Here is a 22,702-nt window from a genome sequence, read left to right on the forward strand (position 1 = left end):
CACCCGTTTTTTCCCGATGAAAATAGTTTGGTCGGATTAAAACCTCATCAAATCTAAACGCTATTTCATAAGGAACATCTTGAAAATACATTTGCATCATCAAACTAAACTTATGAAACTAAAATCGTTAATAATCGCAACACTTTTCTCAACTTCAATTTTCGCTCAAACCGAAAAAGATACTTTGAAAGAAATTGAACAAGTTAATATACTAGTTAAGAAAAAATTGCTTGAAAGAAAAGCAGACCGATTAATCTTCGATGTAGAGTCGTCAATCGCCTCACAAGGAATGGATGCAGGCGAAACTCTGGCGAATGTTCCGATGCTGAAAGTGGATGAGAACATGGGAACGATTTCGATCATTGGAAAAAGCTCTGTAAATGTAATGATCAATGGCAGAATGCTGAATCTTTCCGGAACTGCATTATTAAATTATTTAAAATCCATCCGTTCGGAAAACATTTCAAAAATCGAAGTCATTACGACGCCTCCTGCAAAGTATGAAGCGCAAGGAAATAGTGGACTCATCAATATTATTCTAAAGAAAAATCCAAATCTTGGTTTCAGCGGAAACATCAACACAGGATTGACACAGCGAACTTATTTCAACGGAAGCACGAATGGCACTTTGAATTACCAAACCGAAAAATTAAGTTTAAGCTTCAAGACCACTTACATCGAAGGTGCAAAACGTTCTAACGAAAGATTCACTATCCTTGGAGAATCTCAAAATTACAGCGAATCTACCCGAAAAGATATGTGGCAGGATTTGACGCCAAACTTGACGGCTTCTTACAAAATCAATAAAAATTCTGAAGTTGGGATGGAATACATCTTCGATAATGGAAAAAACGGAATGAATATCTTGAATACGACAAGAAACATCAGTTCGGATTTGAAAGAAGAAAACCTTTTGACCAACACTTTCCACAGAGAGAAATCGCCAACCCACACTTTCAGTACTTATTATGATCTGAAGTTGGATTCGCTTGGAAAGAAATTGAGTTTTGCTGGAAATTTTTATAAAAACACCAATGATACGGAAGTCAATTTTTCTACTTTGACAGTTTCTGACAATTCGGTTCAAGATGTGAAAACCTTGTCGAAAATCAAGCCTCAGATTTTCTCTGTTCAAGCGGATTTGGAACTTCCCTTCAAATTTGGAACGGTAGAAACTGGCGTAAAATTCAATCAATTCAGAAATTCTGCGGATTTGAAATATCTAAATTTTGAAAATAATCAATATATCATTGACGAAGAAAAAGGGAGCGTTTTCAACTATCAGGAAGAGAATTACGCGGTTTACGGAAGCTTTGCAAAAACCATCGGTGAACATTGGGAAACGAAAGCTGGTTTGCGCTACGAAAATACTTTTGTGAAAAGCTCCGTCAGTAATTTCAATTATAGACAATGGTTTCCGTCGGCGTTTGTTTCTTATAAGGCAGAGAAAAATGTATTTAGTCTGTCTTATTCGAGAAGGATCAACCGACCAAGTATGAGCAATTTGAATCCGTTTCGCTGGTACGAAAACCCTTATTCGTATTCCACGGGAAATCCTTTACTGAAGCCTTCCTACATCAATAATTATGAATTGGGTTACACATACAACAACAAGTTTTCGACAAGCATTTATTATTTGAGATTGAAGAATGCGTTTGGGCAAGTGGCTTATCTAGACGGGATTTCTCAAACCGGAACTTATCTGAATCACTACAACAATGACTTCTATGGCGTGAATGCGTCGTACACAGATATATTTTTCAAATTCTGGGAATCGAATCTTACTGCCAACGCATCGTATCAGACTTCGGAAGTTTTCAATATTAATGCGCCAACTTTGAAAGGTTATTCGTTCAGCTATTCCATCAACAATACTTTTATATTGAACAAAACCAAAACCATCGCCATTTTCCTCAATTACGACCAAAGTCTTCCAAACGAAAATGTGAATACCCGCTTTGAGAACTTCTCCAATCTGAATTCTGGATTTAAAATTTCTTTGATGGAAAAACAGCTTCAAATCAATGCGACAGTGACTAATATTTTTGCACAGCGATTCAAAGGTCAAATGTATTTTGATGACAACACGCAGTTTATGAACAACTATTGGGACGGCAGAAGTTTAAGATTAAGTGTCAATTATACTTTCGGAAAAAAGAAAAAATTCAGCAAGAAGAATATTAATTTCGAGGAAAAAGACAGAGCAAATTAATTTTGTCAATGTAACAAATAAGCATATTTTGAGTCTAATAAATCATAAACAAAACTATGAAGTTAAAATCTATCATTCCAATATCTGCTTTTTTTCTGAGTCAAATCTATTTCTCGCAGGAAACGCCTAAGAAAGATGAGCCTAAGGAAAAAGAAATCGAAGCAGTAACAATTACCAAAACTAAAAAAGCCGTTGAACAAAAAGCGGACAGAACTGTCTACGATTTCTCGGAACAGCCACATCTCAATTCTGGTAACACGTTGGAAGGATTGCAAAAAATCCCGGGATTGGTGGTTTCCGAAATGGCAGGAATGATCTATCAAGGAAAAGCTTTGGACGTTTATATGGATGGAAGACCGTTGAACATCTACAGCACACAGTTGACCGCATATTTAGAAGGACTTCCTGCAAACAGCATCGAAAAAATCGAGATCATCACGCAACCTGGCGCAGAATTCCCAGCAACTTCTGGTGGTGCCATCATCAATATCATCACGAGCAGAAATGCAAAATCATACTTGTCCGCAACTTACGCTGGCGGTTATCGTTTCAGCAATTATGACCATTTCAGAAGTAAATTTAACAATAGTTTGACGCTTAATTCCAAAAACAAATGGTTTGGATGGCAATTGAACGTCGGGCAATCTTACAACGAAAGCGAGACAAAATCCACGATTGACGAGATCTCGAGATTGTACAATGACAATGTCAGTAGAAATCAATATTTGAGAAGTGCTTTCACCTTTGATATTGGACAAGATCGATTGCTTTTGAATTACAATCTCAACTTAGGATCTTCGGATCGTTATGTGGATCGTTATTCTTTGTTCAATGGAACTGAATCTACCGGTAAAGATATCATCGACCAAAGCAATACACGAAATGAGGTGACTGCAACTTATCAGAAGAAATTTGATGATAAGAATAAAAAGTTAGAATTTAAAGGATCTTATACCAACTTCAGTAATGATTTTGGGCAAACAGGAAGAACCATTTTGCCAACGCCTTCCATCAATGATAAAGTTTTGAACAACGGCTCCAATCAAAATGTCTACAATTTCAGAATCGATTATGCTCAGCCGATCAAAGTATTAGACGAAGGTAAATTGAGCTTGGGTGCTTTCTACGACCAACTGGAATTTTCTGCAGATAACTTTGGAATAGAAAATCTGGATTATAAAAGCAAAACGACTGCTTTCTACTCCGAAGCCAGCGCTACGAAAGGAAAAATGGATTTTGTTTTGGGACTTCGTGGAGAATATTACAACATCAACGGAACAAGTTTGGATTTTGAAACTGGCGGTTATGATAACCTGAGACCATTTGAGAAATTCAAAGTCTTTCCAAATGCGAGCATTCAGTACAACATTATTCCGAAAATCGCTTTCTTTAATGTGAATTATAACAAGAAAATCACGTTGCCCAATGTTGCGAACCTAAATCCAAATAACACGAGATACGGAAACGATAACATCGATTTTTCCGGAAACCCAAATCTTCAGCCAACGATTTTTGATAATTTCGAAGTTAAGTTAAGTGCTTTAAATTACGCTTTCATTGGCTATAATTTTACCAACGCAAAAAATCAGGTGGTTCAAATCGTGGAAAGAGAAGGCGATGTTATCTTGCAGACCAGCGACAATCTAGATCGTATGAAAACGCATAATTTCAACATTGGATTCCCGATTCCATTAGCGATCTTCAACACGCCTTTCAAAGACATTATGAAAATGGATATGAATCCCGATCAGGTGAGTTTTATCTTCCTTTATGGCTCATATCAATTGCAACAAATTGATCAAATCATCAATCCGAAAGGCTACTGGACCTATAACGTGACAGGACAATTTATTTTGCCTTATAAAACAAAATTCACGGCAAATTATACTTATTTGACCAAAGGAAACGAATTCTTTTTCTATCCAAACAAATCATTCTACAACACCTTGAATTTATCTTTGTCAAGGAAATTTAATCACGAAAGAATGACGCTGACGTTGTTTGCGAATGATGTTTTCAATACCAATGAGACCAATCTCAGAACAACCAACGCGCTTCCGAATGTGAACATCCGAAATAAAAATGACACAAGAACTTTTGGACTTTCTTTCACCTACAAGATCCCGACAAAAAACAAGTTGGCAAAGGAAACGCCTAACTTGCTAAATCAGGAGAAGAAAGAAGATTCTGGCTCTGTGCAACAATTATAATTAACATTATTGTTCTCATATAATAATCTCTCAATATCAATTGGGAGATTATTTTTGTTTTAAAATCGAAAAATTCATAGTAAATTTTCGATTCCATTCGAAGAATTCATATTAAAATCTGGAATCAATTCGAAAAATTTATATTAAATTTGCGAATAGAATCGAAAAATTCATATTAAATTTTGGATTATGGTAGAAAGATTGCTTCAAAAAAATATAGAGAGACGCTTGAAAGATGAGAAAGCGATCATCCTTTTCGGACCAAGACAGGTCGGAAAAAGCACTTTGATGGAATTGATGGAAAACCACTTCGAAAAACCAATTGTAACCTGGAATGGCGACCAAAGCGACATCAGAAATATTCTGCAAGATCCAACCTCAGATTTTCTGAAAACCTTAATTGGCAATTCAAAAACCTTGATCATTGATGAAGCGCAACGCATCGAAAATATTGGAATTATCATCAAACTGATCACAGACCAAATCAAAAATGTAAAAGTGATTGCGACTGGCTCGTCGTCTTTCGATTTGGCCAATAAAATCAACGAACCTTTGACCGGAAGAAAATGGGAATATCAACTGTTTCCGCTTTCATTTGAAGAAATGTCGAATCAAAATGGTTTTTTGGAAGAGCGAAGATTGCTGGAACATCGTCTTGTTTTCGGTTATTATCCAGAAATCGTGAACAATCCTGGCGACGAAATCGAACGTTTGAAAAACCTGACCGAAAGCTATCTGTACAAAGATGTTTTGCAATGGGAGAATATTCAGAAGCCGGAAAAATTAGAAAAATTGTTAACCGCGCTTGCGTTGCAAATGGGAAATGAGGTTTCGTACAACGAACTTTCGCAGTTGGTTGGGATTGATAATTTGACGGTTGAAAAGTACATCAGGCTTTTGGAGCAATCATTTATCATTTTCCGTTTGGATGGTTTTAACCGAAATTTGAGAAACGAGATCAAGAAAGGAAAGAAAATCTATTTTTATGACAACGGAATTCGGAATGCTATCTTGAATAATTTCAATCCGTTGAATCTCCGCGATGATGTGGGAAAACTGTGGGAAAACTTCTTGATTTCCGAAAGAATGAAAACCAATTCCTATCATTTGAAAAATTTCAAAACCTATTTTTGGAGAACGCACGCACAACAGGAAATCGACTTTTTGGAAGAAGCCGACGGAAAAATCTCTGCCTACGAATTCAAATGGAATGAAAGAACGAAAGCAAAAATCCCAAAGAATTTTTCAGAAACCTACAATCCCGAAATCGAGAAGATCATCACGAAAGATAACTTCCACGAGTTTGTGATCAATCGTTAGATTCACAAGCCTTCCAAACCGCATCATTCTGCGGGACCGGCGCAAATATTTCTACTTTTTCTTTGGTTACAGGATGTTCAAATTCCAGTTTTCTAGCGTGGAGAGAAATCCCGCCATCCGGATTGGAACGTGGTGCGCCGTATTTCAGATCACCTTTGATTGGAACTCCAATTTTTGATAATTGCGCTCTAATCTGATGATGACGACCTGTTTCCAAATCGATTTCAAGCAATTGATAATTATCTAATGTCTTGATGATTTGATAATTCAGAATCGATTCCTTTGCTTTGTCGGTTGGTTTTATGAAAACGGTAGCTTTGTTGGTTTTCTCGTTTTTTTGAAGATAATGAATCAGTCTTTGAGATTTTGGAATCATTTCCTTACCAACAATCGCCCAATACGTTTTTTTGACTTCGCGGTTCTTCACCATCACAGTCAATCGCGTCAAAGCTTTCGAAGTTTTGGCATAAATCACCAAGCCTGAAGTTGGTCTGTCAATCCTATGAACCAAACCAAGAAAGACATTTCCAGGTTTATCGTCTCTTTTTTTGATGAAATCTTTGATTAATTCCAACAATGACAAATCGCCGGTCTTGTCGCCTTGAACAAGTTGTCCTGCTTTTTTGTTGATGACGAGAAGATGATTGTCTTCGTAAATGATTTGAGATTCTAAATTCACGATGGCAAATTTACTTTTTTTCTAATTAAGATTATGCTTGTGACCACGGAATTCATCATTCGAAAAAATCAAATTGTTGAGCAAAACAATAGATTTAAAAAATTATTTTTATATTTTTAAAACCATATAACTATATCCATGAATTTTAATAAAACTTTTGCCCTCGTTTTTTTCCTATTTTCAATCATCACTTTCTCTCAGAAAAAAATCAACATTATTGATTTTGACACCAAAAAACCAATTCCTCAGGCAAGAGTTGTTTACAACAACGAAATTTCTTACACCAACGACGATGGATTTGTCATCATCCCAAATGAAATCAACAGCATCAACATCTACTCACCTGAATACGGCGACAACAAATTTGCTGTGACTGACAAAATTGCCCTGAAACCAATCTATAAAGAAATAGAAGAAGTCATCATCAAACCTATTGATGCTCGGAAAATCATCGCATCTGTTTTGAGAGAGTATGATAAAAAGTACGAAACCAAAACTTCTATTTTCAACGGAACTATGAAATTCAAATCGGAAATCGACAACGCTCTAAATAGAATTTTGGTCATCGATATGGATTTGTGGACACTGCACAATAAGTTTGAATATCAAAAAGAAATCGACGATTTTCTGCAAGTGAATCTTCGAAACAAAAAATTTGATAAAAACAGACAAGGTGACAATACTTACATTTTTAATGGAAAAAAAGCAGGTGAAGACAAAAAAAACATCAATGATTTTATTCAAAGATTCTTTTTATACAATCAATTGGTGGTCATGGAGTATTTCACAAGAGGCCAAAAAATAAGTGGAAAAATCATCAATGAAACCGGAGACATCCAAACCATTCAATTCAAATCCGACGAGTTGCCTCATGATGTTACACTCGTAGAAGGCCTGATGCAGTACAACAAAAAGGAAAACGCCATCATCTATTTGAAATGCAGTCAAATACAAAAAAATACAATTTCCAGTTACACCAACTATTTTGACAAAGAAATCACTACGAATACAAGCCTATTTACTGTAACTTATGACATGTACAAAAAAGGAGAAAAGTACATCCCTGCAAAAATCATCATGGAAATAGAAGCTGAATTTGAATTAGAAAACAAAATCTATCCTGCCACCAATTATAGAGAATTCATTTTCAGAACCCACAATTTTGCTGATAAAAAAGGACTTTCCAACAAAATCGACCTCAAAAAACCTTTCGCAGACGGCATTACAGACAATAGCGTAAAAGACACAAAAACGCTACTTTCTACCGAAGAACAGAAATTTGTTGATGAACAATAACGATATTAATTTTAAAGAAACTTAAGCTCTAGGAGCTCTTTGTCTGTTAAAAACCGAAAGAATCACGCCTGTAAAAAGTCCAATCGTTTTAATCCTTGCAAATTGAGAATCGAAAGGTAAAATCGCACCAATGATGCACAATCCTGCCGCAACATACATTAGATAAACGAATTTCTTGTTAAGGAAAGATTGTGCTTGAAAAATGAAACTTAAGCCTATAAGAATATAAAAAAATCGCTGATATAACAACTCTGTAATTTCCGGAGAAAACACATCGAACCAGCCTACAGCAAGGCAAATCAGCGCTAGAATAGAGAGAACACCTTGTATTGTTTGAGAATTTTTCATTTTTAAAATTTAATTTTTAGTTTGCTTAAAAAGCCATTTTGGAATCTCATCTACCAACTCGGCAGAGAGAATGTTGTTGTGATATTTGTCTTTGTACTCCCAAAGAAAAACATTTCCTTTGGTTTTCATTTCTTCGAAAAACTTGAAATTACTTTGTGGGAAATTGTCCGTATCCAAACTTCCGTGGACAATCCAAATCGGCATTTTCACGAGTTCATCCATTTTATCAAACTGCGAAATTCCGGAAACATTGATTGCGCCCGCAAACAAATCCGGTCTTTTCGAAATTGCGTTCGATGTCGTTGCGCCTCCCATCGAGAACCCCATTACATAGATTCTTTTCGGGTCGATATTTTCTTTGATGATTAATGAATCGATTGATTTCAAAACCAAATCCAAATGTTCATTGGACTCAGAAACTTTCACATTTCTACTTTCATCAAGATGATAATTGGACGACCGAACTGGAAATTGAGGCGACAAAACATAAGTCTGACATTTTTCCCGATTTTCGGGAAGCAACCACATTTTCGACAAAACGCCCATTTGCGAAGTATTGTTTGTCCCAATCGCACCCGAACCGTGGAATACCAATATTAGAGGATATTTTTTGGTTTGATTAAAATTTTCAGGTTTTAACAATCGATAATTCACTGCGACTTTTCCATCATCAAATTTCCCAGCTTTGAAATCAGAATAATTGAGATTTTTGATTTCCTTAATTCTTGCAAGGGAGTTCAATGAATCCTTCTTATCGAAAATCTCTGTCCTGGTCCCAGATTTTGTTTGATGACAAACGCAGGAAACAACTGACAATGTTAAGATTAAAAACGAAAAAAAATTAGTTAATTTCTGAATCATTTCTAATAGATTTATAATTAAAACCCTTTCAGAGTTTGGAACTCTGAAAGGGTTAATTGTATTTTATTTTTTTTAATTAATAACTTTCCTTATCATTCGGAAAATCAGCACTTTTCACATCTTTCACGTATTGTGAAACTGCGCCCGTAATTTCGGAGTATAAATCTAAATATCTTCTTAAAAACTTAGGCGAAAAACCTTGATTCATTCCAACCATATCGTGGTAAACGAGGACTTGCCCGTCGCAATCTTGTCCAGCTCCAATTCCAATCGTCGGAATCGAAATACTTTCCGAAGCTCTTTTAGCAAGCGATGCTGGAATCTTCTCAAGAACGATCGCGAAACAGCCTAATTCCTCAAGTAATTTACAATCCGAAATCAATTTTTCCGCTTCTGCATCTTCCTTCGCTCTCACTTTATAAGTTCCGAACTGATAGATACTTTGAGGCGTCAAACCAAGATGTCCACAAACGGGAATTCCTGCATTCACGATTTTTCTGATAGATTCTTCAATCTCTTTTCCTCCCTCAATTTTGATTGCGTGCGCGCCACCTTCTTTCATCATTCTCACTGCAGATTCCAAAGCTTTCTCTGGATTACTTTGATAAGTTCCGAAAGGTAAATCTGCCACAACCAAAGCTCTTTCCACACCACGAACCACGCATTGCGTGTGGTAGATCATTTGATCCAGCGTAATCGGCAAAGTCGTTTCGAAGCCTGCCATCACATTCGCCGCCGAATCACCTATTAATATAGAATCTACGCCACCAGCGTCCACCATTTTTGCGGTTGTAAAATCGTACGCCGTCAGCATTGTGATTTTCTCCTTATCGAATTTCATTTTTCGCAAGGTCTCTGTGGTGATTTTTTTAATTTCTGAGTGTACAGACATAGGAATTATTAATGATAAATTATTAATGACAAATGATCACCACTAATAATGATTGATAAAGTAAAGTTGATAAATTTATTTGGAACGACGAATTAATAATCAATTATCATTCATCGATTATCACTTATATAACAACGTGACCAAGTTTGATCAATTTGTCGCGGTTTAGGATTTTGATATTTCTGCCTTCCACGGAGATCAAATCATCTTGTTTGAATTCTGAGATCAATCGGATCGCGCTTTCTGTAGCGGTCCCAATCAAGTTGGCAATTTCTTCTCTCGTCAAAGAGATTTTGATGAAACCTTCCGGATCTGTTCCCAATTTCTGTTCTAATAACACAAGGATTTCCGCCAATCTTTCTCTCACTGTTTTTTGAGCCAAGAAAGTCACTGTGTTTGCAGATTCGCCCAATTCATAAGCAATTTTTTGAAGCATTGCGTAAGACAATTTTGGGTCAACCTCCAGCAAATGAAGGAAAACATCCGCTGGCAAAAACTGAACCGTCATTGGCGTCATCGCTTCCGCATTGGCTTGGAAATTCTCACCACAAAGCAAAGAACGGTAACCAATCAAATCATTTTCCTTGCAGAATCTCAGGATTTGATCTTTACCATAAACACCTGACTTCGATAATTTTGCAGTTCCTTTTTCGATAAAATAAACCCCCTTTGGCAAATCGCCGTCTTCGAAAACGACATCGCCTTTTGCAAATTCCAAAACTTTCAACGCTTTTTCATACGTTTCAAAATCTGAAGTGTTAAGACTTTCGCGCAAAGAATCTTTGTGGAAAGCTTTCGAGAAATTTTCTTCTATAACCAATTGTTGTTCAAGAGACATACCTATGACATTTGTCAGCAAAAATAAGACTTTTTAACGCTACATACCAATATTTTTGCCGTAATTTTGCAATCCAAATATCTGAGTAATTTTTAATGGCAGAACAATGTTTTCACTGCGGGCAAAATATCGATAAGGAACAAATTCTTTTTGATGAAAAATTATTTTGCTGTAACGGTTGCCAATCCGTCTATGAAATTCTGAATGTTCATAATCTGGATAATTTCTACAATATCAACAAGCGTTCTGGAATCCGGCCAAGCAACGAAAACAATTCGCAGTTCGACTATCTAGACACACCAGAAATCTTCAACAAAGTGGTTGATTTTTCCGAAGGCGGAACTACATTGGTCACTTTCAAGATCCCGGTAATCCATTGTTCTTCTTGCATTTGGCTTTTGGAAAGTCTGCACACCATTAATAAAAACATCAAATACACTCAAGTCAATTTCACCAGAAAAACAGTTCAAATTTCTTTCAAAGAAGAAGAACTCAAACTGAGCGAATTGGCAAAATTCCTGACGAATCTTGGCTACAAACCAGTCATCAACCTGGAAACGGCGGAGAAAAAACAGGATACGCTGGACAAAACGCTTCTTGTTAAACTGGCAATCGCTGGTTTTGCATTTGGAAATGGGATGTTTATCAGTTTTCCAGAATATATTTCTGGCAATGATGCATGGTTCCATTCATATAAACACCTTTTCCGTTTTATAATGTTCTTGCTGGCAACTCCCGTTGTATTTTATTCAGCTTCAGATTATTACAAATCCGCTTGGTTTGGATTAAAAAACAAAATCGTCAACATTGATGTTCCAATTGTTTTGGGAATTTTCGTGCTCTACGGCAGAAGTGTTTATGAAGTTTTGACAGATTACGGCCCGGGCTATTTTGACACACTCTGCGGATTGCTGTTCTTTATGTTGATGGGAAAAATGTTCCAAAAACGAACCTACAACACGCTTTCTTACGACCGAGATTACAAATCGTTTTACCCGATTGCCGTTACCAAAGTTGACTTCAACGGAAAACAAGAGAATATTTTGCTTTCTGAATTAGCAGTTGGTGATAGAATTATGGTGCGAAATCAGGAAATCATTCCGGTAGATTCTGTTTTGATAAAAGGAGAAGGTAATATCGACAACAGTTTCATTACAGGAGAATCGGCGCATATTTCAAAAAAACCTGGCGACAAGATTTTTGCCGGCGGGAAACAATCGGGTTCAATTTTAGAATTGGAAGTCATCAAAAGTGTGGATCAAAGTTATCTGACTCAACTTTGGAACAAGGAAGCGTTCAAAAAATTCGAAACAGGACTAGACACTTTAACAAATACCATTAGTAAATACTTCACTTTCATCATTTTAGGAATCACGTTGATTGCCGGAATCTACTGGGCAAGAATCGATATGGAAAAGATGTTCCAAGTGGTTTCTGCTATTTTGATTGTGGCTTGCCCGTGTGCTTTGGCTTTGTCTGCGCCTTTCACTTTTGGTCACATTATGAGGATTTTGGGTCGAAATAATTTCTACGTGAAAGATACTTTGACGATCGAAAGATTGGCGAAAATCGACACTTTGGTTTTCGACAAAACCGGAACAATCACAGAAAGTAAGAAATCGAATATCAACTATTTCGGAAGTGAGATTAAGGATTTTGATTTGAAGAATATCAAGTCGCTTCTGAAAAACTCGAACCATCCACTTTCCAAATCACTTTACAATTTCATCGAGGTTAATGATGATTATTTTGAAGTGGAAGATTTTGTTGAAATTTCTGGAAAAGGCTACGAAGGAAAAGTCCGAGGAACACTTTATAAAATCGGTTCCGCGAGTTTTACGGGCGAGAAATCACAGGATTTGGAAACGGCTGTTTACATTAAAAAAGACGAGACTTTCCTTGGGAAATTCACTTTCAAAAATGAGTACCGAAACAATCTTTCGGAGCTTTTCAAAAATTTAAAACATTACGCCATCAATATTTTGAGCGGTGACAATCCTTCGGAAAAATCGATTTTACAACAATTGATTCCGACTGTTTCTGAAATGAAATTCAATCAAAACCCTGAGAACAAGTTGGATTACATCAAAGAACTTCAGGACAAAGGACAAAAAGTAGCAATGCTCGGCGACGGATTGAATGACGCTGGCGCTTTAAAACAAAGCAATGTTGGAATCGCCATTTCCGATGACAGCAATTCTTTCACACCATCTTCCGATGTGATTATGAACGGCGAAAAAATTCCCGAATTGGATAAATTCTTAGCCCTTGCGAAAGATGCGATCACGATTGTAAAAATCACATTCATAATCAGTTTGTGTTACAATGTCGTCGGTGTAGGATTTGCAGTTACCGGACATATGCATCCACTTTTTGCGGCTATTTTTATGCCGATAAGCTCTATAACTGTTGTCACATTCACGACACTTTCTACGTGGCTCAGAAGTTCAAAATACTTTCAGATAAGCATATAGAAAGCCCTTATTTAGAGCGATTATAAATTATCCCTTTTTCTGTCATTCTGACTAAAGTCAGTAATTTTCACTAAATTTGACGACTGTTTTTACCTTAAATTTGTAGCAGATATGGAGATTCTCTATTTAATGATTATCTGCAGCGTTTCTTTAGCTGTTATTTTTCTAATAATTTTCATTATTGGTGCTAAAAAAGGACAGTTTGAGGACGATGAGTCGCCGGCCGTCAGAATTCTGTTTGACGACGAGGTAAAAACTGAAGAGGAGAAAGAAACTCCTAAAAAAATCGATAAAGAATAATTGCTATTTGTAGATATGGAAACACAAAAGTTTAGTTATGACAACGGGATTGTCCGAGCATTTTTAATTGCGACGGTGGTTTGCGGACTGTTAGGTTTTTTATTAGGCCTTACCGCTGCGTTGTTACTATTTTACCCGGAATTACCAGAATTTTTCTTAGGAACAGATGATCCTACCATCAGAACGCTTCGAACAGAAGGAATGCAGGGGCTTATCAACTCCCACGGTGCGTTTGGGTTTGGACGTATTAGAATGTTGCACACCAGTATGGTTATTTTCGCATTTGTAGGAAACTCTATTTTCTCGGGAATCTATTTCTCACTTCAGAGACTTCTTAAAACAAGAATGTGGAGTGACACGCTGTCTTGGATCCACTTCTGGGGATGGCAATTGATGATCGTTGCTACGGTTATCACTTTCTTTATGGGACTCAACACTTCCAAAGAATACGCTGAGCACGAGTGGCCAATTGACATTTTGATTACTGTCGTTTGGGTGATTTTCGGTATCAATATGTTCGGTACAATTGCAATTAGAAGAGTAAGACATTTATATGTTGCCATTTGGTTCTATATGGGAACTTGGGTTGCAGTTGCAATGCTCCATATTTTCAACAACTTAGAGATTCCTTTATCATTTGCAGGATGGAAATCTTACTCCGCTTACGCAGGTGTGAAAGATGCCTTGGTACAATGGTGGTACGGACATAATGCGGTTGCATTTTTCCTTACAACGCCAGTCTTAGGATTGATGTACTACTTCGTTCCAAAAGCGGCAGACAGACCAGTTTTCTCCTACAAATTATCTATTATTCACTTTTGGTCGTTGATCTTTGTCTATATCTGGGCAGGTCCTCATCACTTACAATACACTGCTCTACCAGCTTGGGCTCAGGCAGTTGGAACAGGTTTCTCAATTATGCTGATCGCACCATCTTGGGGTGGAATGCTAAATGGTCTTTTGACACTGAGAGGTGCTTGGGATAAAGTAAGAGAAAATCCAGTTCTTAAGTTCTTTGTTGTAGCTGTAACTTGTTACGGTATGGCAACTTTCGAAGGACCACTTTTGGCTACTAAAACAGTAAACAAAGTAGGTCACTTTACAGATTGGGTTATCGGTCACGTTCACTTAGGTGCACTTGGTTGGAACGGATTTATGGCTTTCGGGGTTATTTATTACTTAGTTCCAGTTTTATGGAGAACCAAACTATGGTCTGTAAAATTAGCTAACTGGCATTTCTGGTTAGGAACATTCGGGATCATCTTTTATGCAGTTCCTTTGTACATCGCAGGATTTACGCAAGGTCTGATGTGGAAAGAATTCAACCCAGACGGAACATTGGTTTACAAAAACTGGTTGGATACTGTAACGGCTATTCTTCCTCACTATAAATTAAGATTTGTTGGTGGATTGCTTTATTTCTCCGGAGGTGTTTTAATGGCAGTTAACTTAATTGCAACAGCTAGAAAAGGATCATTCCAAAAAGAAGTTCCAGCAGAAACTCCAGCATTGGCGAAAATCAATAAAGGAAGAAAAGAAGGTGAGACTTTCCACTTGTGGTTAGAAAGAACACCATTGTACTTAGGAATCCTTTCATTCGTTGCAGTTGCAATTGGTGGATCATTGGAAATACTTCCTACAATATTTGTAAAAGACAACGTTCCTACAATTTCTGCAGTGAAACCATATTCACCATTGGAATTGGAAGGTAGAGACATCTACATCAGAGAAGGTTGTAACGCTTGCCACTCGCAGATGGTACGTCCTTTCCGTGATGAGGTAGTAAGATTCAACGGTAAGAATGGACAATACTCCAAAGCTGGTGAATTCATCTACGACAGACCATTCTTGTGGGGATCTAAAAGAACAGGACCGGATTTGCATAGAGAAGGAGGCGCAAGACCAGATTCTTGGCACTTCAAACACATGTACAACCCAAGATCAACTTCTGCAGGCTCCATTATGCCAAGATATCCTTGGTTGATTGAGAAAACACTTGACAGAAGCAAGACCAAAGCTAAGTTGGAATTGATGAAAAATTCATTCGATGTTCCATACACGAAAGCTCAAATCGACTCGATGGATTCTTGGATGAACAATCAGGCGAATGTCATTGTGAAAAATGTTTTTGCAGAAGCAGCCGATGTTAAAAAATCTTTTGATGAAGCTAAAGCTAAAAAGATACAAGATGGCGAACAATTTGTACCGCTTGAGAAGAGAGAAATCGTAGCTTTAATATCTTATCTGCAAAGACTTGGGACTGATATCAAAACGACAGAAATAAAAACAGCAAGTAATTAAAATTAAATAAAATGATTCCGCAAAGTTTTAAAGACATCGTCTCCAACGTGGAAAATGCAGGTTTGTTTCAAACCATTGCAATGATCATCTTCATTTTGTTTTTTCTTACAATAATTTATGTGGTTCTAAGAAGACCAAAAAAATATTACAAAGAAGAAGAAAATGCACCTTTGGAAAAAGACCACGAAGACGACAAATTTACTTTGTAACATATAACGATAATTAATCATGAAAAGAAGAGCACCTGTTTATATTAATATCCTGATTGTTTTTGGATTATTGCTTGTAGTTTTTTACATGTTTTCTCAAACATCAGATTTCATTACATCCAAGTTTTTTATTGGAACTGCTTTGATTAGTATCATCGTAGTCTTCATCCAAACTGCGATAGGAGATTTGATTGAAAATGAAAAATTCAAAAAGCTGACAGATAAGGAGAAGGCTACATACCTGGCAGATAAGAAAATTCCTTACTTCCAATATCTTTGGAACGGTGCTTTCAAAAGCCAATCTGAAAAAGAGGAAAAAGACATCCTTATCGACCACGGTTTCGATGGGATTATGGAATTAGACAATCAGCTTCCAAAATGGTGGTTGGGATTATTCTATTTCGGAGTTGCATATTGTGTTTTGTACATTTCTTCATATTTCTTGACAGATTTTGCTCATCCAATCAAAGAGTACGAGCAAGAATACAGAGAGCAAACTGCTGCCATCAATGAGTATATGGAAACAGTTCCTCAAGCAACAATTGAAACTGCAAAATTCTCCGAAGATAATGTTGAAGACGGAAGAGTCATTTTCGAAACCAACTGTGTGACTTGTCATGCTGACAAAGGAAAAGGAGGAATTGGTCCTAACTTGACAGATAACTTCTGGATCAACCAACCTGAGAAAACATTATTCAAAAATGTCTTCTACATGGTAGAAAACGGAAGTACAAACAACCCGACGATGCAAGCTTGGGGTAAAAACGGCGTTCTTACTGGTAATGATATCGAAAAAGTTGCGGCTTACGTTTATCATATCAACCAAGAACAAGCTCCTATCACACCTGCACAAGGTGGTGCCGCTCCGCAAGGAACAGAGGCAAACTGGGAAAAAGCTGAATAACATCATATAAAAGAGATTGTCGAAAAATATCATTCGATTAGGAATGGTATTTGAAAATGAAATAGCAATAGGTTCATTTTCGGGGCAATCTCTTTTTTTAGCAAATAACATTATGAGTACTACAGAAAAAAAATACAACGAAGCGGAAAGCTGGGTGGTAGAAGCTGAAACATTCAGAGACTCTGTGGGAACAATGGACAGTGCAGGTAAAAGAAAATGGGTGTTTCCAAGAAAACCTAAAGGAAAATACACCAATTACAGAGTTCTTGTAAGCATTGTATTATTGGCCATCTATTTTGTGATTCCATTTCTTAAATTCAATGGGAATCCTCTACTTTTATTCAACATCATAGAACGTCAGTTCTTCATCTTTGGACAGCCTTTTTATCCTCAGGATTTCTTTATCCTGGCATTGGGTGCCATTGTCTCTTTAATTTTCATTATCATTTTCACGGTAGTTTTCGGAAGGATATTTTGCGGATGGATTTGTCCTCAGACTATCTTTTTAGAAATGATATTCCGTAAAATCGAATATGCGATCGAAGGAGACAGAAACAAACAAATGCGCCTCGACAATCAAGAATGGGACACAGAAAAGATCTGGAAACGAGGCTTGAAATGGAGCATTTTCGTTTTGATCTCGGTCATCATTACCCACATTATGTTTATGTACATTGTTGGTTATGAAGAAGTTTTCAGAATAATGCAAGAAGGTCCTTTTGAAAAGCCGACCAATTTCTTGGTGATGATTCTTTTCACGGCGGCGTTTTACTTTGTATTTGCTTGGTTTAGAGAACAAGTTTGTACAATGGTTTGTCCTTATGGCAGGCTTCAAGGCGTTTTGATTGACAAAGAAACCATCAATGTTTTCTACGATTACAAAAGAGGAGAAAATCGCGCAAAATGGAAAAAAGGAGAAGACAGAAGAGCCGAAGGAAAAGGCGACTGCATCGATTGTAAACAATGTGTTGTTGTCTGCCCAACTGGAATCGATATCCGCGATGGTCTTCAGATGGAATGCGTGAACTGTACCGCTTGTATCGACGCTTGTGATGAAGTAATGGTAAAAGTCGGACTTCCGCCAGGATTGATTCGATATGCATCTGAGAAAGAGATTGAGGAACAGGAGAAATTCAAGTTTTCTGGAAGAATGAAAATTTACTCCGTGGTCTTGTTACTTCTTGTTGGTTTCCTTGGTGGATTGTTATATAGCAGAGGCGATATGGAAGCTAAATTCCTAAAACCTCCTGGAGCTACTTTCTTCGTGAGAGAAGGGAAAATTACAAATACTTACAATTACACTTTCCTTAATAAATCCAACGAAAACAGGACGGTCATCATCAAAATAATTGAGCCTGCAAACGGAGAAATATCGTCCAGCACCTCATCCAACAAAATTGTTTTGAAAAGAGATGTGATGACAAAAGGAACCATCAACGTCAGTTTCCCAGAAAGCCAAATCAAACTGTCAAAACAAAATCTGACTTTGGGCGTTTATGATATGAATGGAGAATTGTTAGATTCTTACAACACCTACTTTGAAGGACCATTCAAATTTCAATTTTAAAATAAAACAATGAAGAATTTAAATTGGGGACACGGATTGATGATCGCATTGGGATGTTTCATCGTCTTTATCTTGTTTTTGATTTTGGTATTTCCAATGGGAAAACAGAATGCAGAAATGATTTCCAATAACTATTACGAAGAGGAATTAAAATACCAAGACGTCATAGATGCTAAAGAAAACGCAGGAAACCTAAAAGAAATCCCTGCGTACAAAGCAGAAAATGAAGGAATGGTGATCACTTTCCCAGAAGCCATAAAAGCAGATGGAAACAAAGCTGACTTCGTACTTTTCCGCACAGAAGATTCCAATCTTGACATCAAAAAAGAAGTTACTTTACAGAACAACCAATTCGTCATTCCAACAAAAGTAATTTCAAAAGGTTCTTACACACTAAAATTAAAATGGACAGAAAATAAGAAACCGTATCAGGTGGATTATGACATCCTATGGAAATAGCACTCATCATATCAGCCATTGGTTTGGGATTCGCATCTGGATTCCATTGCATTGGGATGTGCGGACCGATTGCTTTGTCGATGGGATTGACGAAAAATCAAAAAACCAATTTCTATCTTCAAAACATCACTTACCAGTTTGGGCGAATCTTCACCTACTCTATTCTGGGTGCGTTTCTAGGCATCATAGGACAAAGTTTTGAGTTCGCAGGTTTCCAACAATATCTCACGATTCTTGTCGGCATTTTATTGATTATTATGGCGATATTCTCATTCGGTGGGAAAGACTTTGCATCAAAAATTCCTTTTGTTTCAAGAGCTTTGCTAAAAGTGAAAATGAGACTCGGGAAAATCCTTCAACGTCCCGATTACAAATCCAGATTCGCCACAGGAATTCTGAATGGTCTTCTACCCTGCGGAATGGTTTATATGGCGCTCACAGCATCTTTAGCGTCTGGTGGGATTTGGCAGAGTTCACTCTTTATGTTTCTTTTCGGATTGGGAACTTTTCCGTTTATGTTTGCCGTAGTTTTCTTGGGCAATTTCATCACGACAGCTTTCCGAGTTAAGATTCTGAAAGTCATTCCAGTGATGATGATTCTTCTAGGCGGATTATTCATTCTAAGAGGTTTGGAACTGGGAATTCCTTACGTTTCGCCACGTTCCGAATCTTTGCACGTGGAACATTCTACAGACGGTTTCCATACGGATCATACGAATTGTCACTAGTTTTAAAATTTAACATTTGAAATGCAGATCAACCGATTTCTTAGATTATTTAGTTTTCTGATTTTTACAATCATTTTAAGTTGTAAAGAAAATGGAAATATAAAAACTTCAGAAATTGATCATATCACAACCCCATTGGAAGTTCAGAACTTGATTAGAAAAAACTTTAAAGATTTAACTAAATATGAAGTTAAAAGTATCCAGGATTTTAAACGTGAAGATTTTGAATGTCAAACTAATGTAAAACTTGCAGACGAACTTGACATCGGTGAAAGTTTTTACAAAACTGATTTTGATAATAACGGATTCACGGATCTATTGGTGATTGGTGACGACTACACTTGTCTAGGATCGCTGGATCAGTCTTGTAGCTATCATCCGATTGTTATTATGAATTTTGGTCATCAGAAATATAAAATCGTTAATATTTCAAAACGTCATAATGATTATTTTGTTCCTAAAATTACGGATAAAGATGGGCAAAAACTTTTAGAAATCAACAATTCGAGAATCATCGATTGGAAAAAAAAGATAGTTGCTAAAAATCCTCAAAAACAAATATTGGCTTTTAGATTCGGTGATTTTATTGAATATAATTCCAATAAACAAAACTATATTCCTATCGAAAAAATAGAATTCTCCACAACTGGTTGTTTTGGAACTTGCCCTATTTTTGACTTAGAAATTAATCAAAATCGAGAAGCTAAATTCATTGCCAAGCAGTTCAACTTTAATGACGATATGGAAATTTGGTCAGAAAAAAATGAAGGAACTTTCAAAACTAAATTACAGAATGAAGATTTTGAGATGCTCATAAAAACTTTAGAATACATTGATTTTCCTAAGCTAGAAGATAACTACGCTGTTAACTGGACTGACGATCAAACTGTCAATTTAAAAATAACCTACGCCAGTGGTAAAATTAAAACAATTAGCGATTACGGCGCATCTGGAACTTATGGACTTAAAAAGATCTATAAAATATTATTTGACATAAGAAAAAATCAAAGCTGGGTTAAAATTGATTAAAAAGTAAAACAAAAAAATCGGCCAACTGACCGATTTTTATATTTTAAAACTATACTCTGATTCTTAAAAAGAAACCTCAGAAGTTTCCTTCCCTTTCTGGAAATTAAGCGTTTTCAAAGTTCCTTTGTAAGTGATGTTTAGAATGTTGACCTGTTTCGGAAACTGTCCAATCAAAATGCTATTTCTGATTTTAAGACTTGAAATATCTGAAACATTCGAAGCTTCATAATAAACCCAAACCGATTCACCATTCACCTGACTTCCTGTGAAAGTCAAAGTTTTGGGAGCGCCATTGATGGAAACATCCACATTGGCATTCATATACTTTTTAACTTCGGCATCGAAACCAGCCGTTGTAGGATCAATTTTTATCGCTTGAGAGATATGTGTCGTATTAAGTTTTGTTGTAAACTTCAAAGTTTTGGTTCCATCGATGTAATCCACTTTGGTCATAGACGAAAAGAAATCTGCGTCATTGAAACTGAAAATCCCCAGCATCAAAAGTCCCGTTGCAAATATTAATAAATATTTTTTCATTTTGATAATGTTATAATAACTTTTATGATTGATTAAACTCAAATTATATGCCACGCTTTAGAAATTCACACTCACCGAGTATTTGTCATAAAACGCTTTGATGTGCTCCACCGCATCTTCCGCAGTATCCACAACGCGGAAAAGTTCGAGGTCTTTCTCGGCAATCAAACCTTCTTTCAGCAATGTTCCTTTGAACCAATCCAGCAATCCGCTCCAAAATTCGCTACCAACCAAAACGATTGGGAATTTCCCTATTTTGTTGGTTTGGATTAATGTCAAGGCTTCGGAAAGCTCGTCCAAAGTTCCAAATCCACCGGGCATCACGACGAAACCTTGCGAATATTTCACGAACATTACCTTTCTAACGAAGAAATAATCAAAATTGATATTATAACCTTTGTCAACATAGGGATTAAAGTGTTGCTCGAAAGGCAATTCGATGTTCAATCCGATGGATTTTCCGTTGCCGTGAGCTCCCCTATTCCCAGCTTCCATTATTCCAGGTCCGCCTCCTGTGATGACACCAAATCCAATTTCTGTAATCTTCTTGGCAATATCCGAAGCCATTTTGTAATAATAATTATCTTCGGGCAATCTTGCAGAACCAAAGATGGAAACACAAGGGCCAATCTTAGCCATTTTTTCGTAACCGTCCACAAATTCGGACATCACGCGGAAAACCATCCAGCTGTCTTTCGTGATTGTTTCGTCCCATGTTTTTTGTCTCAGACTTTCCTGCAGTCTTTTATCGTCATCTATCATTTGAATATTCTTTCTGCTTCCGCAATAGATTCTGGTCTGCCAACATCCACCAAATTGGAAGTGTGCTGGTAACCAATTATAATATCTTCTTTCATCAAATCCATATATTCATCCATTATGGAAAATGCTCCGGTCTTGGTCATTTTATCAAAAATCTCTGAGTTGACACAATGCACACCACTGAACGCCAATTCTCTCAATTTGAAAATCCCGCCAACAACTTTCTTTTTATTCGTCGTCAGGTTTCTCCAACCTTTCAAAAACATCTTTTCATTGAACATCAATTTTCTGGAACTGTCTCTGTCGGAAACGGCCAAAGTAATCATTGCGCCTTTCATCTCGTGAAGTCTGATGAAATTGGTGATATTAAGATCAGTCAAAATATCGACGTTCATTATCAGAAATGCTTTCTCATTTTCAAGGAATCTCCTCGCGAAAAGCAATCCGCCTCCGGTTTCCAAAAGTTCTTCGTGCTCATTCGAAATCTCAATGTTCGCTCCGAAGTTATCGTTCTCCGCCAGAAAAGCCAGAATCTGTCCTCCAAAATGGTGAATATTGATCACGAAATCATTGATCCCGTAACCTTGAAGATATTTGATATTTCTTTCTAATAACGGCATTCCGTTGACTTTTGCCAAAGCTTTCGGATGTTCATCGGTAAACGGCTTGAGGCGCGTTCCTTTGCCTGCAGCAAATAATAATGCTTTCATATTTATAAATGATAATTGATAATTGATGAATGATCAATTCACCCATCAATTTTAAAATAATTATTC

The 22,702-nt window shown here is 36.8% G+C and carries 21 protein-coding genes; 13 read left to right on the forward strand and 8 right to left on the reverse strand.

What is annotated here, in order from left to right; genetic code table 11:
• Positions 1-112: 112 nt before the first annotated feature.
• The 3 genes from IO90_RS00725 (at position 113) to IO90_RS00735 (ending at position 5,742) form a co-directional block, all read left to right on the forward strand.
• Complete coding sequence (locus IO90_RS00725; RefSeq protein ID WP_034962940.1) at positions 113-2,212, forward strand: TonB-dependent receptor domain-containing protein; 2,100 nt, start codon at positions 113-115, stop codon at positions 2,210-2,212.
• 56 nt (positions 2,213-2,268) lie between these two features.
• The gene (locus tag IO90_RS00730) at positions 2,269-4,422 is read left to right on the forward strand and encodes an outer membrane beta-barrel family protein (protein ID WP_051878147.1); all 2,154 of its coding nucleotides are present in this window, start codon (positions 2,269-2,271) and stop codon (positions 4,420-4,422) included.
• Between the two features lie 189 nt (positions 4,423-4,611).
• Entirely contained in the window at positions 4,612-5,742 is a 1,131-nt protein-coding gene (locus IO90_RS00735; protein WP_034962941.1) for an ATP-binding protein, read from the forward strand.
• On the opposite strand, the gene IO90_RS00740 is transcribed toward IO90_RS00735, so the two are convergent.
• Positions 5,732-6,421 carry an RluA family pseudouridine synthase gene (locus IO90_RS00740; protein WP_034962943.1) on the reverse strand — a complete coding sequence of 230 codons (690 nt, stop codon included), beginning with the start codon at positions 6,419-6,421 and terminating at the stop codon, positions 5,732-5,734. The two genes, IO90_RS00735 and IO90_RS00740, sit on opposite strands and share 11 nt — an antisense overlap.
• 138 nt (positions 6,422-6,559) lie before the next feature.
• Between IO90_RS00740 and IO90_RS00745 the strand changes: the two genes are divergently transcribed.
• Positions 6,560-7,717 (forward strand): hypothetical protein, encoded by a 1,158-nt coding sequence (locus tag IO90_RS00745; protein ID WP_034962945.1) that lies wholly within the window; start codon positions 6,560-6,562, stop codon positions 7,715-7,717.
• A 21-nt stretch (positions 7,718-7,738) separates the two neighbouring features.
• Here the strand turns inward: IO90_RS00745 and IO90_RS00750 are convergent, their stop codons facing one another.
• The 4 genes from IO90_RS00750 to IO90_RS00765 form a co-directional block, all read right to left on the reverse strand.
• Positions 7,739-8,065 (reverse strand): hypothetical protein, encoded by a 327-nt coding sequence (locus tag IO90_RS00750; RefSeq protein ID WP_034962947.1) that lies wholly within the window; start codon positions 8,063-8,065, stop codon positions 7,739-7,741.
• Between the two features lie 9 nt (positions 8,066-8,074).
• Positions 8,075-8,926 carry an alpha/beta fold hydrolase gene (locus tag IO90_RS00755; RefSeq protein WP_034962949.1) on the reverse strand — a complete coding sequence of 284 codons (852 nt, stop codon included), beginning with the start codon at positions 8,924-8,926 and terminating at the stop codon, positions 8,075-8,077.
• 76 nt (positions 8,927-9,002) lie between these two features.
• Positions 9,003-9,818, reverse strand: a complete 816-nt coding sequence (gene panB, locus IO90_RS00760; RefSeq protein WP_034962951.1) for a 3-methyl-2-oxobutanoate hydroxymethyltransferase — start codon at positions 9,816-9,818, stop codon at positions 9,003-9,005.
• A gap of 124 nt (positions 9,819-9,942) precedes the next feature.
• Positions 9,943-10,656 carry a Crp/Fnr family transcriptional regulator gene (locus tag IO90_RS00765; RefSeq protein WP_034962952.1) on the reverse strand — a complete coding sequence of 238 codons (714 nt, stop codon included), beginning with the start codon at positions 10,654-10,656 and terminating at the stop codon, positions 9,943-9,945.
• Positions 10,657-10,751: 95 nt separating this feature from the next.
• Between IO90_RS00765 and IO90_RS00770 the strand changes: the two genes are divergently transcribed.
• From IO90_RS00770 to IO90_RS00810, 9 genes are all read left to right on the forward strand, one after another.
• The gene (locus tag IO90_RS00770) at positions 10,752-13,130 is read left to right on the forward strand and encodes a heavy metal translocating P-type ATPase (protein WP_034962955.1); all 2,379 of its coding nucleotides are present in this window, start codon (positions 10,752-10,754) and stop codon (positions 13,128-13,130) included.
• Between the two features lie 111 nt (positions 13,131-13,241).
• Positions 13,242-13,430: a cbb3-type cytochrome oxidase assembly protein CcoS gene (ccoS, locus tag IO90_RS00775; RefSeq protein WP_034962957.1), complete on the forward strand. Its 189-nt coding sequence runs from the start codon at positions 13,242-13,244 to the stop codon at positions 13,428-13,430.
• Positions 13,431-13,445: 15 nt separating this feature from the next.
• On the forward strand, positions 13,446-15,731 hold the full coding sequence (gene ccoN, locus IO90_RS00780; protein WP_034962959.1) for a cytochrome-c oxidase, cbb3-type subunit I: 2,286 nt from the start codon (positions 13,446-13,448) through the stop codon (positions 15,729-15,731).
• Positions 15,732-15,742: 11 nt separating this feature from the next.
• On the forward strand, positions 15,743-15,940 hold the full coding sequence (locus tag IO90_RS00785; protein WP_034962962.1) for a hypothetical protein: 198 nt from the start codon (positions 15,743-15,745) through the stop codon (positions 15,938-15,940).
• Positions 15,941-15,959: 19 nt separating this feature from the next.
• On the forward strand, positions 15,960-16,844 hold the full coding sequence (locus IO90_RS00790; protein WP_034962964.1) for a cbb3-type cytochrome c oxidase N-terminal domain-containing protein: 885 nt from the start codon (positions 15,960-15,962) through the stop codon (positions 16,842-16,844).
• 112 nt (positions 16,845-16,956) lie between these two features.
• Positions 16,957-18,411, forward strand: a complete 1,455-nt coding sequence (gene ccoG / locus IO90_RS00795; protein ID WP_034962966.1) for a cytochrome c oxidase accessory protein CcoG — start codon at positions 16,957-16,959, stop codon at positions 18,409-18,411.
• Positions 18,412-18,420: 9 nt separating this feature from the next.
• Positions 18,421-18,870 carry a FixH family protein gene (locus IO90_RS00800; RefSeq protein ID WP_034962968.1) on the forward strand — a complete coding sequence of 150 codons (450 nt, stop codon included), beginning with the start codon at positions 18,421-18,423 and terminating at the stop codon, positions 18,868-18,870.
• Entirely contained in the window at positions 18,861-19,598 is a 738-nt protein-coding gene (locus IO90_RS00805; RefSeq protein ID WP_034962970.1) for a sulfite exporter TauE/SafE family protein, read from the forward strand. Before IO90_RS00800 ends, IO90_RS00805 begins: the two co-directional genes overlap by 10 nt.
• Before the next feature lie 21 nt (positions 19,599-19,619).
• Positions 19,620-20,627 carry a DUF6438 domain-containing protein gene (locus tag IO90_RS00810; RefSeq protein ID WP_034962972.1) on the forward strand — a complete coding sequence of 336 codons (1,008 nt, stop codon included), beginning with the start codon at positions 19,620-19,622 and terminating at the stop codon, positions 20,625-20,627.
• A 63-nt stretch (positions 20,628-20,690) separates the two neighbouring features.
• Here IO90_RS00810 and IO90_RS00815 read toward each other — a convergent pair whose 3' ends face one another.
• From IO90_RS00815 to IO90_RS00825, 3 genes are read right to left on the reverse strand one after another with little or no spacing between them, the layout of a single operon-like run.
• Positions 20,691-21,164 carry a DUF6702 family protein gene (locus tag IO90_RS00815; protein ID WP_034963153.1) on the reverse strand — a complete coding sequence of 158 codons (474 nt, stop codon included), beginning with the start codon at positions 21,162-21,164 and terminating at the stop codon, positions 20,691-20,693.
• A gap of 57 nt (positions 21,165-21,221) precedes the next feature.
• Complete coding sequence (locus IO90_RS00820; RefSeq protein WP_034962974.1) at positions 21,222-21,926, reverse strand: TIGR00730 family Rossman fold protein; 705 nt, start codon at positions 21,924-21,926, stop codon at positions 21,222-21,224.
• Entirely contained in the window at positions 21,923-22,636 is a 714-nt protein-coding gene (locus IO90_RS00825; protein ID WP_034962975.1) for an NDP-sugar synthase, read from the reverse strand. The genes IO90_RS00820 and IO90_RS00825 overlap by 4 nt, the downstream gene beginning before the upstream one ends.
• Positions 22,637-22,702: the final 66 nt, after the last annotated feature.

This window comes from Chryseobacterium sp. FH1 (assembly GCF_000735135.1).
In the GTDB taxonomy this organism is placed as follows: Bacteria; Bacteroidota; Bacteroidia; order Flavobacteriales; family Weeksellaceae; genus Epilithonimonas.

Excerpts from the sequence above, each read along its gene's own strand:
- IO90_RS00725 (WP_034962940.1), top strand. The coding sequence starts at position 113 with ATGAAACTAAAATCGTTAATAATCGCAACACTTTTCTCAACTTCAATT.
- IO90_RS00730 (WP_051878147.1), top strand. The coding sequence starts at position 2,269 with ATGAAGTTAAAATCTATCATTCCAATATCTGCTTTTTTTCTGAGTCAA.
- IO90_RS00735 (WP_034962941.1), top strand. The coding sequence starts at position 4,612 with ATGGTAGAAAGATTGCTTCAAAAAAATATAGAGAGACGCTTGAAAGAT.
- IO90_RS00745 (WP_034962945.1), top strand. The coding sequence starts at position 6,560 with ATGAATTTTAATAAAACTTTTGCCCTCGTTTTTTTCCTATTTTCAATC.
- IO90_RS00750 (WP_034962947.1), bottom strand. The coding sequence starts at position 8,065 with ATGAAAAATTCTCAAACAATACAAGGTGTTCTCTCTATTCTAGCGCTG.
- IO90_RS00755 (WP_034962949.1), bottom strand. The coding sequence starts at position 8,926 with ATGATTCAGAAATTAACTAATTTTTTTTCGTTTTTAATCTTAACATTG.
- panB (WP_034962951.1), bottom strand. The coding sequence starts at position 9,818 with ATGTCTGTACACTCAGAAATTAAAAAAATCACCACAGAGACCTTGCGA.
- IO90_RS00765 (WP_034962952.1), bottom strand. The coding sequence starts at position 10,656 with ATGTCTCTTGAACAACAATTGGTTATAGAAGAAAATTTCTCGAAAGCT.
- IO90_RS00770 (WP_034962955.1), top strand. The coding sequence starts at position 10,752 with ATGGCAGAACAATGTTTTCACTGCGGGCAAAATATCGATAAGGAACAA.
- ccoS (WP_034962957.1), top strand. The coding sequence starts at position 13,242 with ATGGAGATTCTCTATTTAATGATTATCTGCAGCGTTTCTTTAGCTGTT.
- ccoN (WP_034962959.1), top strand. The coding sequence starts at position 13,446 with ATGGAAACACAAAAGTTTAGTTATGACAACGGGATTGTCCGAGCATTT.
- IO90_RS00785 (WP_034962962.1), top strand. The coding sequence starts at position 15,743 with ATGATTCCGCAAAGTTTTAAAGACATCGTCTCCAACGTGGAAAATGCA.
- IO90_RS00790 (WP_034962964.1), top strand. The coding sequence starts at position 15,960 with ATGAAAAGAAGAGCACCTGTTTATATTAATATCCTGATTGTTTTTGGA.
- ccoG (WP_034962966.1), top strand. The coding sequence starts at position 16,957 with ATGAGTACTACAGAAAAAAAATACAACGAAGCGGAAAGCTGGGTGGTA.
- IO90_RS00800 (WP_034962968.1), top strand. The coding sequence starts at position 18,421 with ATGAAGAATTTAAATTGGGGACACGGATTGATGATCGCATTGGGATGT.
- IO90_RS00805 (WP_034962970.1), top strand. The coding sequence starts at position 18,861 with ATGGAAATAGCACTCATCATATCAGCCATTGGTTTGGGATTCGCATCT.
- IO90_RS00810 (WP_034962972.1), top strand. The coding sequence starts at position 19,620 with ATGCAGATCAACCGATTTCTTAGATTATTTAGTTTTCTGATTTTTACA.
- IO90_RS00815 (WP_034963153.1), bottom strand. The coding sequence starts at position 21,164 with ATGAAAAAATATTTATTAATATTTGCAACGGGACTTTTGATGCTGGGG.
- IO90_RS00820 (WP_034962974.1), bottom strand. The coding sequence starts at position 21,926 with ATGATAGATGACGATAAAAGACTGCAGGAAAGTCTGAGACAAAAAACA.
- IO90_RS00825 (WP_034962975.1), bottom strand. The coding sequence starts at position 22,636 with ATGAAAGCATTATTATTTGCTGCAGGCAAAGGAACGCGCCTCAAGCCG.